The organism is Catenibacterium sp. UBA627 (genome assembly GCF_002299355.1).
Lineage (GTDB): Bacteria > Bacillota_I > Bacilli_A > Erysipelotrichales > Coprobacillaceae > Catenibacterium > Catenibacterium mitsuoka.
In genome coordinates, this window is the sequence record NZ_DBPF01000059.1 from 1 (window position 1) to 10,200 (window position 10,200).

Annotated in this window: 11 protein-coding genes; 1 reads left to right on the forward strand and 10 read right to left on the reverse strand. The window is 32.1% G+C overall.

Annotation, left to right across the window (positions count from 1 at the left end):
• Positions 1-416: 416 nt before the first annotated feature.
• The 10 genes from bilS to B2S90_RS04235 all read right to left on the reverse strand — a co-directional run bounded on the left by bilS (position 417) and on the right by B2S90_RS04235 (position 9,396).
• Positions 417-914: a flavodoxin family protein BilS gene (bilS, locus tag B2S90_RS04190; protein ID WP_286696579.1), complete on the reverse strand. Its 498-nt coding sequence runs from the start codon at positions 912-914 to the stop codon at positions 417-419.
• A gap of 114 nt (positions 915-1,028) precedes the next feature.
• Positions 1,029-1,652, reverse strand: coding sequence for a hypothetical protein (locus B2S90_RS04195; RefSeq protein ID WP_286696580.1), 624 nt, complete (start codon positions 1,650-1,652; stop codon positions 1,029-1,031).
• Positions 1,649-2,080 (reverse strand): MarR family winged helix-turn-helix transcriptional regulator, encoded by a 432-nt coding sequence (locus B2S90_RS04200; protein WP_286696581.1) that lies wholly within the window; start codon positions 2,078-2,080, stop codon positions 1,649-1,651. The genes B2S90_RS04195 and B2S90_RS04200 overlap by 4 nt, the downstream gene beginning before the upstream one ends.
• 366 nt (positions 2,081-2,446) lie before the next feature.
• A complete protein-coding gene (locus B2S90_RS04205) occupies positions 2,447-2,614 on the reverse strand; it encodes a DUF6219 family protein (RefSeq protein WP_187114819.1) in 168 nt (55 codons plus the stop codon).
• Positions 2,615-2,678: 64 nt separating this feature from the next.
• Positions 2,679-3,662: a galactose ABC transporter substrate-binding protein gene (locus tag B2S90_RS04210; protein ID WP_055289310.1), complete on the reverse strand. Its 984-nt coding sequence runs from the start codon at positions 3,660-3,662 to the stop codon at positions 2,679-2,681.
• A 9-nt stretch (positions 3,663-3,671) separates the two neighbouring features.
• A complete protein-coding gene (locus tag B2S90_RS04215; protein WP_147556399.1) occupies positions 3,672-4,307 on the reverse strand; it encodes a hypothetical protein in 636 nt (211 codons plus the stop codon).
• On the reverse strand, positions 4,294-6,012 hold the full coding sequence (locus B2S90_RS04220; protein ID WP_286696582.1) for a sensor histidine kinase: 1,719 nt from the start codon (positions 6,010-6,012) through the stop codon (positions 4,294-4,296). The genes B2S90_RS04215 and B2S90_RS04220 overlap by 14 nt, the downstream gene beginning before the upstream one ends.
• Entirely contained in the window at positions 6,002-7,591 is a 1,590-nt protein-coding gene (locus B2S90_RS04225; RefSeq protein ID WP_279079833.1) for a response regulator, read from the reverse strand. The genes B2S90_RS04220 and B2S90_RS04225 overlap by 11 nt, the downstream gene beginning before the upstream one ends.
• Positions 7,592-7,691: 100 nt before the next feature.
• The gene (gene melB, locus B2S90_RS04230; protein WP_286696583.1) at positions 7,692-9,062 is read right to left on the reverse strand and encodes a melibiose:sodium transporter MelB; all 1,371 of its coding nucleotides are present in this window, start codon (positions 9,060-9,062) and stop codon (positions 7,692-7,694) included.
• Between the two features lie 205 nt (positions 9,063-9,267).
• Complete coding sequence (locus B2S90_RS04235) at positions 9,268-9,396, reverse strand: hypothetical protein (protein WP_278780206.1); 129 nt, start codon at positions 9,394-9,396, stop codon at positions 9,268-9,270.
• 389 nt (positions 9,397-9,785) lie between these two features.
• On the opposite strand from B2S90_RS04235, the gene B2S90_RS04240 reads away from it, so the two are divergent.
• Positions 9,786-9,923, forward strand: a complete 138-nt coding sequence (locus B2S90_RS04240) for an Rrf2 family transcriptional regulator (RefSeq protein WP_202980015.1) — start codon at positions 9,786-9,788, stop codon at positions 9,921-9,923.
• Positions 9,924-10,200: the final 277 nt, after the last annotated feature.

Sequence of the window (10,200 nt, forward strand, 5' to 3'; positions counted from 1 at the left end):
GAAGTTTCCTATATGTATTATACCCTCACTATTCCAAAATTACTCAAATAAATTCATCCCCCACCTATATTTCATATAGAGGTGGGGGTTCTGCCTGTTTTTTAGATAAAAATATAGAGCAAACGCCTATAATATATCATAAGAAAATCTGATTACAAAGGCATAGCCTGACTCGCATAAATAAATACGCCTATTACTCCTAATAAGAATCCTATCACTGCAACAATAATCAATACTTTCATACTTATTTGTTTATGGACAAATTTGCAGATTAAAAATGTAATTAGAAATGCAATAAAAGCACATAGTAACGCAATACCAAGTAGCGTCCATAACTAGTTTAGTTCATGAATATTCATAATATATTCCTTCCGTAATATTAAAACATAAGAGATTCATCCCCTTATGCTTCACTATTATCCTAAAATTTTCTTTTTTAAGTTATTTAAATCATTTTCATCAGGATGCGTTAAAGCTTGATCAAAGTTTTCAATGAGCATATCAATATTAGGCATATGATCAGGCTGTGCTTTCATCAAAACATATCGATCACGTACAGATTGTGGCATCTTGCCTTGACACATATACTCGCCTACAACAATATTACTTCCATCAATGCTTGTTTTCACATTATTTAAAATTCTCTGGAAATACTCTTCACTTACTCCAAATCCTGCTGTACCAAATAAGAAAATCTTCTTATTCTTTAAGGTTTCTAATAATTTAAGAGTTGCTGCATCCGCATTACCTTTATCTGTCCAGAAACCAATATAAAGCATATCTGAATCTACTTCTTTACATGGTCCAAAATAATCACAGTCTTCTTCAGGTAACGTGTCATGAATAGCCTCAGCAAGCATCTTTGTATTACCTGTTGGAGAACTAAATAGTATTGAATATCTTTCTTGTTCCATCATTTCTACCTCACTTAATGATTTATTACACTACCATTATAACATTATTCTATCTAAATAATAGTTGTAATCCCATTACAATCACCCACATATAAGCACATGTTTTAGGAATCATCAATAAACCAACTTTAGGTTTTTTCTTAATAATAATGTAACTGGTAAATAACAGCCAAATGAGATGATGATAGCCGCAACCATTCTTGTCATATGAAGATTACCTATATTACCACTCATTGCATAAAGAATAATAATGCCAATTCCAGTCACTGCAAATACGGCATTTCTGATCATATATAATGTTAAGTTACCTTCATCACCGCACCAGTCATTTTGTGGTAAGAAACATACAACAATTCTAACAATAGCTGAAACATAGATCATTGCTTCTACAATAAATGGCGCCTTAAGTGTAGGGAATGTCAATTTCCAGATATATAATAAAATAATATAGAAAACAGTCATAGTAATAGAAGATACCTGTAAACCAATACCAAGCTGTCTCTTAATCTTTTCGTTACTTCCTTTGAATGCTCTTTTAATTCTAGGAACTAAGTGGAAGGCATCGCCACCACATAAAGTAAGAGTTAAAATACCATATAAGGTAAATAGCATATTACCGTTGGCTTTTGATAGAAAGATAAAGCCAGCAACTAAATCAAATAATAAATAGCAAGTATCAAAAATGGCTTCCATGACATCTGGCATTTTAGGTACATATTTTTCATTTATATTGATCATCCTTTCTTTTGAATGCATTCTTCTGCATTTCTACAAATTTTCTCAAATACTTTTTTACATACTTTTATCTCATCTTGTGTGAGACCCTGAAGCATATCATACGCAAATTGATTTTGAACATCGAGCCCTTCTTTCACGATTTCATTGGCTGAATCCTCCAAGAAAAGTTCTACACGCTTCTTATTATTTTCATTTATCTTTTTAGTAATATATCCTCTGTCTTCTAATACCTTTAAGGCAGTTGAGACATGGGATTTAGTCGACTTTCTTATTCTGACAATATCTGCAGCAGTATTGTATTCAGGATTATGATACAAAAACATCAATATGTCATATTCCATCTTTTTAAGACTGTATTTATCACAGGTAGATGCGGTTAACATCTCATAATAAAGAGTAATTGTCTTATGTTGATCCCAGAAATACATATTAAGCCTCCTTATATCGTTCTATTTAGAACTTTCAATTGTTCTATATAGAACATTATACCAAATAAGCATTATTGTCAATAAAAACGATCAATGATTTTTTTATAAATACGTGAAATTGGATTCTTACAAGTATCAATGTATATATAGTTTCCACATTGTACACTAGACCATATATAGTTATGATCACGATTGCTCTCTTCAATTATTACCTCAAAAAGAAGAATACCCTCGATTCTTCTCGCACCTCTATCTAAAATGAGATACTCAAAGAACTACGGTTAATGCATGCTTAAAAACTTACTACCTATTTCCATACTATTTGTAACATATAAAAAGCCAGCAACCATTATGTTGCTGACTAAACTAGTTCTTTCTTGAAATCATCTTATGACCTGAATAGACTGACATAATCATACAAATGAGTGCAATCAAACCTAATCCTGTATGAATCATCTTGTTCATATGTCCTGTTAAGAAAGTACAAATCATGGTGATCAGTGCACCAATAGACCAATATTTATGTGCTTTCATGTAATTCTCCTTAGTTAGTTTATGCTAATCGCACTAACATAGATGAATTATATAAGCAAATAATTTATTCTCTTGTGACTGCATAAGGTGTACTATACCAGACTTTCTTATATTTTTTAGTATTTCCATTTAGTACAGATTCCATACATTTAACTATTCTTAATACTTGGTTATCCATATTGTTATCTACACTACCATATATTTCACCAGACATAATTTTCTCATTCATTTCCTGGCTGTTGTTGATACCTAAAATAATAGGTAGAGCTAGATTCTTTTCTTTGTAATAATCATAAACTCCTAATGCCATATCATCATTATTACATATAACAGCTTCTGTACTAGAAATCGCATTGTTATCTAATTGAGAAAACTTCTTATAAGCAAGCTGTCTATTCCATGAAGCAGATAAAGTACCTAGTGTATTTAAAGGGAGGTCTTTACTGTTTTCTAAGAACCCTTTTGTTCTACGAATGGCATCATAGTGATCTTCTTCACCTTCTATAAGAACATAATCTATTTTTCCATTCTTATTTTTATCTACTCTATTTCTTTGTTCATTCCAGATTTTACGAAGCATCTCTCCCTGTATTTGCCCATCCTGAGAGGCATCTGTTCCCACATACCAGACATTATCTGTAATCTTTAAATCCTTTTCAGCAATATCTCGATTAAATAATATAACAGGGATGTCTAATTCCTTTGCATTATTCAAGACACTTGCTGCAGAAGAAGGATCAACAAGATTAATAAGCATCATATCATAGTTCTGAGTATACATATACTGAAGCTGTTTATTTTGACGTCTTGAATTTCCTTTCGCATCACATATCTCATAAGAGATTTTCTTTTTCATATGCGCTTCATCAATTCTATTTTCTAGTGCTGTAATTAGGCTATTCATAAATGTATCGTCAAGATCATAAACCGCAATACCCACATGAATATATTGATCATCTTTAGAACGTGAGCCTCCTAATACTGTTAGTGTTAAACATAAAATCAGCACCATAAACAATATCCATTTATATTTTCTCATCTTTTTCATAGTAACCTTCTAATATGTAAATAGTGAGGCTTTACTGCCTTTTTCCACTACTTTCTGATCAACTTTTTCTGGTTTTAAAGAAATAGTTGATAACCTTTTTTTTCCTTCACAATGACTAATCAGTTCTATACTCTTATAACCTAGTTTATAAGTATCCTCAATATAAATAGCATCTCTTTTTCCTATAGATATCTCTTTTAGAAGAGTAAAATCCACAGGTAATCTCATTGTTTCATGAGAAGTATGACTAAAAGAAGCAGTGTAGGTGAAGGAATCCTGCATTGTATCTGTAAGAGCTAATACATTCCCATATTCATACTGTGTTTTCCTCATGTACTTTTCTGGATATACAAGTAATAAGCCCATGGCCTGATTTTTATATTCCTGTGTAATAAGATTATCGAGTTCATTTTGGGATAAATCATCCTTATACCAGACATCAAGCTTCACTTGATGATCATATGCACAATCCTGTATTCCTTCCTGTACTTCTTGAATAAGCGATTGTGAATGCTTAGGATAAATAATCGCAATTCTTTTATTTTTCTGTACATAATCCCTATCTCTTACATATAAAGTAGAAACAAATGCCATACTCAGTAATATCACAATGAGGATTATGTGTTTTCTTTTATTCTGTTTCATCTGCTTCCTCCATTTTAGGGATAGTAATAGTAGCAGTTGTTCCTTCGTCTAATTCACTTGTAATAGTAACACCATACTGTTTACCATAAATAAGCTGAATTCTTTCATGAACGTTTCGCACACCTATACCTGATCCACGTTTACTAGAAACAACCTGATGATGCATAATATACTCAAGTTTATCTTCTGTCATACCAAGACCATTATCTGCCACATCAATCTTGATAGTATCCTCTTCCTCATAAACACTGATAATAATCTCCCCATCCTCATACATACCCTCCATTCCATGATAAATCGCATTCTCTAATAAAGGCTGAATAGAAAGCTTAGGAATGAGATATTTCATTAGTTTAGGATCTGCTTCTACCTTAAAGTCAAATTTATCTTTAAAACGAATATTCTGAATCTTTAAATAACTTGTTGCGTGTTCAAGTTCTTTACCTAAGGGTATCATATCCTTTCCTTGACTTAAGGAGATACGGAAGAACTTAGCAAGAGATGAAACCATTTCACCTGCTCCTTCATATTCTTCACTTCTAATCATCCATATTATAGAATCAAGCGTGTTATATAAGAAATGAGGGTTGATCTGTGATTGAAGTAGTTTCTTCTCCATTTTCTGTTTTTCACGTTCATTTTGACGGATTTCTTCCATCTGCTTCTGTAATTTATCTGCCATAATATTAAAATTGGCACTTAAACTCTTTAATTCTCCAATTCCTTCTTCTTTTGCACGAGAATTATAGTTACCTTTACCAAAATCTTCCATTGTAGCAAGTAATTGATAAACAGGGTCGGTAAAGTTTCTAAACACCTGAAAATCAAGTAATATCAAAATAGCTCCTACTAAAAGTAGAATAAACCAAACAATATAATGAAAACGACGGTTTTCTACTAATAGATTTGACATGGAATTCACTACCACAATATTCCATCCCGTATAGCCAATCTGTTTTCTTTCTACAAGCCAGTCTCCATTATGAATACTACGGTTGTTCTTGAATGCAGTAGATACTGTTTTTTCTTTATATAAACCAGAGGCGATACGTTTTTCAAAAGGATGATATAAAAAATCATTAGATTCATCCAGTAAATAACAATAAGCTGACTTCTGGTTCTGATAACGATCTAGAATACCTTCTATAGGCTCTGTATAATACTGCATCAATAAAATGCCTGATCTTATATTGCCAGCATTAATATATTCTACATAACGGCTAATATCCATGACATAACCTGATAGATTGGATTTCACCAAGTGTCGATGACCATATTGAATGGTTTCAGTATTCTTTTTTGCATTTTTAAACCAGGATTGTTGAATATCGAAAACACCGGACGATTCTCCAAAACTCCAGACCCTATTCCCATTCATATCATAAAGAGATATACTATAAATCCTATTTGATTCATTGGAGATTTTCTGAGTCATAACTGTTTTAAACTGAACATTTTCACAATCATATTTCTTAATGTTCTGATAATAAACATCATTCACAAAACTATTGATTTCACTTACTTCATTTTCTAGACTTTGTGCTAATGAGATTGTCTGTCGATCCATCTTCTCGACTGCATCTTTTTTAAAATAAGAAGAGAATAGATAAGAAAATAACATCATACTGCTGATAATACAAGCAGCAATGGAAACAGACATAACAACAGGTAATATAACACGTACACTTAATTTCTTATTTTTCATTTTCTAGTTTCCTATATTTAGCGGGAGAGACACCGCAGTTTTTCTTAAATACATAGCTAAAATAATTAGGTTCTGGATATCCTACCATTTCACCAATCACCAGACTCTTATAATTTGTCTGAAGTAAAAGTTTTTTTGCTTCTCCCATACGTAATCTTGTCATAAAACTCATAAAAGTCCCACCTGTTTCCTGTTTAAATATCTTGGAGAAATGAGAGGTACTGACATGTAATGCCTCACAAACACTTTCTACACTTAAATCTGGATCAGAGAAGTTTTCCTGAACTATCTTCTTAGCATTATCTACAAGTATCACATTATTATCTATACGTTTTTTCTGTATAAGAAGGCGAATCAATTGACAATAATCAAGTAGCCAGTGATCTAATTCCTCTCCTGTAGTGAGTGCAAGAATAGTAACGGCCATCTTTTTTGATCCAGCAAATTCTCCACTAGAAGAAATATGATATTTCTTATATAATCTTGCGAAAGAAAATGATATCTCCATAATCACCATCTGATATTCATTAAGATTATAATGAGCTTTATGAAGTAAATTAATCAATTCTTCAACCTGTTTCTTAAGTTCTTCTTCTTTACAATAGGTAATTGTTTTTCCAATCTGTTCTACATAAGCATTCCAATCTGTTTCGACTTCTTCTTGAAGCATTAAGTCATTATAGTATGTATAGCTTTCATCAGGAAGTACCAGATTATATTCTAAAGCATCTTTAGCCTGTGTATAAAGTGAAGGTATATCTTCTCTTTTATTTCCCGTACCACTTATTCCGCATGAAATATGAACACCAAAAATACGTGTAATCATAATTGATGCTTCTTGCAAAGTACGTGTTATTTTTCCTATTTCATGCTTTTTATTCGCACTTAAGAGGAATATTTCTTTGTCCCCTATTCCAAACTCATATCCCTTAGAAATCTTATCCAATGCTTCTTTAAGTGTTTCTTTAATAGAAAGTTCACTAAAAACATCCTGATGATTTTCTTTTTGTATTTTAACTGCAACAATACAATATTCCTGTTCATCAAGTTCTAGTCCAAGATTCTTGATCTGCTGTGCACATTCTTCTTGATCCATCGTACCTAGAACCATCTGTGTAAAAAACTGCTGTCTTAAGAGTGGAAGACTTTTATAATAAGCATTTTCTAAACGAGTCCAGTTGATTTTTTCATTATATTCGTCTTCTAAACTTTGATGCATCTTTTCTAGGAGTTTTTTCATCTCATCATAGTCAATAGGTTTCATCAAATATTCTGATACACCGTAGCTGATAGCAAGTCTGGCATATTCAAAATCATCCCATCCAGAAAAAAGAATAACCTTAGTATTCATATAATTATCATGAATAGTCTTAGCAAGCTCTAATCCATCCATAAAGGGCATCTTAATATCACTAATAACAAGATCTGGATGTAAGTCATCCATCATTTCTAATACTTCTTTCCCATTTTGTGCTGTTCCTGCCACTATGAATCCTAGTTCCTCCCAATTAATTCCCTTCTGCATACCATAGAGGATATTCTGTTCATCATCAGCCAAAATAATACTAAACGTTCTCATAAGCCTGCTCCTTACTTTTTATTATCATAACACTTTTTATTATATACGCGAAATAAGAACAAGCCGATTTCAGTTTATAAAATCAGCCTGTTCTTTAGAATTAACTATTAATTTTATCTACAACTTTTTTCATGAATTCATCATCTAACTTATACTTCTTCTTAAATACGATATAAGCTAAAATAACACCAATAGTTGGTACAACACACATTAATACACGAATTGAGTTCTGTGTAGCAAGTGACTGCACTGCATTTGGAACATAACCAGTAAGTTCTAGTACGAAACCAATTGCGAGTGAAGTGAAGGCGGCTGTTAATTTAACGATTAATGTCTGTAATGAGAAGACAACACCCTCATTTCTGTCACCTAATACATATTCACCATAGTCTACAACATCAGCTAAGAATACAGTTGCACATCCAAGTTCTAGACCAGTACCAGTCTTAACAACAATACCCGCAATAGCAGTTAACAAGATATTTGTAGGACAAACAAAACCAACAACAAGTAATAGGATTAAACCAATTGGAGGTAATGCACATGCGAATAAGAATGCTTTCTTTCTTGATAATGCTTTAGTAACCTTAGGGAAGATAAGAAGACCAACAACTTCAGCAACTGAAGCACTGATCATAAAAGCTGATAACATACCAGCGTTATTACATACATAACTAAAATAATAAGTAGCAACACCCATGATTGCCTGAATAGCAACATTATATAATAGAATTAATAATACTGCCCATCTTAACTGGTCATTTTTCTTAATAACTGTGAAAATGTCTCTGAATTTCATCTTTTCCTTTTTTTCATCATTTGTCTGAACTTTAGGAAGGTTTAAGACACATACTGCCATAGTGAAAATGAATGTAGCTGCGATGATTAAAGCAAATCTATGATAACCAATATAATTTCCACCAAGACCCTTGATGATCTGAACACCAAAACCAGCAATAATTAATGACTGACCAATACTTGCAAAGATTCTTGGAAGTACTGATACTTTTTCACGTTCTTCTGGATCAGAAGTTAAGTTTGGAATAACTGACCAATAAGGAATATCCATGATTGTATAAGTCATACCCCATAATACATAGATAACTGAAGCGAAGATACAAAGATTTACACCTGTAAGATGGAAATCTGTGAATACAATAACGAATACAAATGCGTTAATTAATGTTCCTGCTACTAACCAAGGAATGAATTTACCATAACGGCTTCTTGTATTATCCACAAGCATACCCATAAATAAATCATTGAAGGCATCCCAGATCTTCGCAACGAAGAACATTGTCCCGATGAATGCTGGTGCAACCTTAATGATATCTGTGAAATAGATCATTGAGAATGTGGCAATCATACCATAAATCAAGTCTTTACCTAATGCACCAAATGCGAATGAATATTTTACTCTACCAGGAATCTTCCCCTGATAAACGACACTACTTTTACTATTGTTTTCCATATTTTCTCCTTCTTTTTTTGCTTTGTGTGTACATCACTCTTACTGCTCCTAAATGATACCGCTTTTATTCATGAATGAACATCTGATATTCTATTCATAAAATATGAATTTCTATTTTATTACCTATTTTTAATAATAGTTTTCCTTAGTTAAAAAAGCGACATGAATGATTTCATGTCGCTTTAGGGGGGAATTAAGGTATTATTTACTTTTCAAAACCAACTGATAATATATCTAGATTTCCTTCTTTTACTATTAGTTTAAGTTGAGTATATTGATAAGATGCATCAATGGATATGTCTTTCTTATCCCATGCATCATTACTAAATGTCATATCACCAACCAAATGATTATCAAAATATACTTGTAGAGTACCAGTACCTCTTGCAGTGATATTTAATCTAGTATCCTTCTCTATAGAAAAATACTTATAAACTACTTCTGCTTATTTAGCTGCATTCTTAATAAAGACGTCATCTCCTGAATGAGTAATATATGGGATATACTCCGTAAGTTTTTATTAAGGTATTGACTTTTTATTTAAGTTTGAATTTCATTATAGTCATAATTATATTATTTACAATGGTCAAAACAAATGATATGTACAAGTTCTCAACACATTAAAAATAACTGTTGAGAGTTTGAAATGTTTTTGTCAAGCCAGAAATGTTTTTTCCTAAAAACGCAAAAATCATTATATCAGACTACAAGGAGTTTCTTATCATGAAATATTCAACAAAATTAAGTGATGCTGTTCATGTGATGGTTCTGATTGCTATTAACCAGGAAAAATCTCTCTCTAGTGCCTCAATTGCAAGAGTATCCATACAAATCCCGGCTTTGTACGCCAGCTTATGTTAACGTACTTATGACTAGTGTAGCTGGACATGCCCGTCCTTCTCTTTTTAAACCAACAGACCAATTCACATAGCTGGATATTTATAAAGCTGTTGAAGGCGATAAACCACTGCTTCATTTAGATACTCATACCAACCCTGATTGTGTCATTGGCATTAATATTCAGTTATCTTTACAGCAATTCTATAATGAAGTCCAAAAAACTGCTGAAGAAAAAATGAATATGATTACTTTACAGGATATTATAAATACATATTATCAGCGAACATCCATGCATAAT

Excerpts from the sequence above, each read along its gene's own strand:
- B2S90_RS04195 (WP_286696580.1), bottom strand. The coding sequence starts at position 1,652 with ATGATCAATATAAATGAAAAATATGTACCTAAAATGCCAGATGTCATG.
- B2S90_RS04235 (WP_278780206.1), bottom strand. The coding sequence starts at position 9,396 with ATGACATTTAGTAATGATGCATGGGATAAGAAAGACATATCCATTGAT.
- bilS (WP_286696579.1), bottom strand. The coding sequence starts at position 914 with ATGGAACAAGAAAGATATTCAATACTATTTAGTTCTCCAACAGGTAAT.
- B2S90_RS04210 (WP_055289310.1), bottom strand. The coding sequence starts at position 3,662 with ATGAAAAAGATGAGAAAATATAAATGGATATTGTTTATGGTGCTGATT.
- melB (WP_286696583.1), bottom strand. The coding sequence starts at position 9,062 with ATGGAAAACAATAGTAAAAGTAGTGTCGTTTATCAGGGGAAGATTCCT.
- B2S90_RS04240 (WP_202980015.1), top strand. The coding sequence starts at position 9,786 with ATGAAATATTCAACAAAATTAAGTGATGCTGTTCATGTGATGGTTCTG.
- B2S90_RS04200 (WP_286696581.1), bottom strand. The coding sequence starts at position 2,080 with ATGTATTTCTGGGATCAACATAAGACAATTACTCTTTATTATGAGATG.
- B2S90_RS04225 (WP_279079833.1), bottom strand. The coding sequence starts at position 7,591 with ATGAGAACGTTTAGTATTATTTTGGCTGATGATGAACAGAATATCCTC.
- B2S90_RS04215 (WP_147556399.1), bottom strand. The coding sequence starts at position 4,307 with ATGAAACAGAATAAAAGAAAACACATAATCCTCATTGTGATATTACTG.
- B2S90_RS04205 (WP_187114819.1), bottom strand. The coding sequence starts at position 2,614 with ATGAAAGCACATAAATATTGGTCTATTGGTGCACTGATCACCATGATT.
- B2S90_RS04220 (WP_286696582.1), bottom strand. The coding sequence starts at position 6,012 with ATGAAAAATAAGAAATTAAGTGTACGTGTTATATTACCTGTTGTTATG.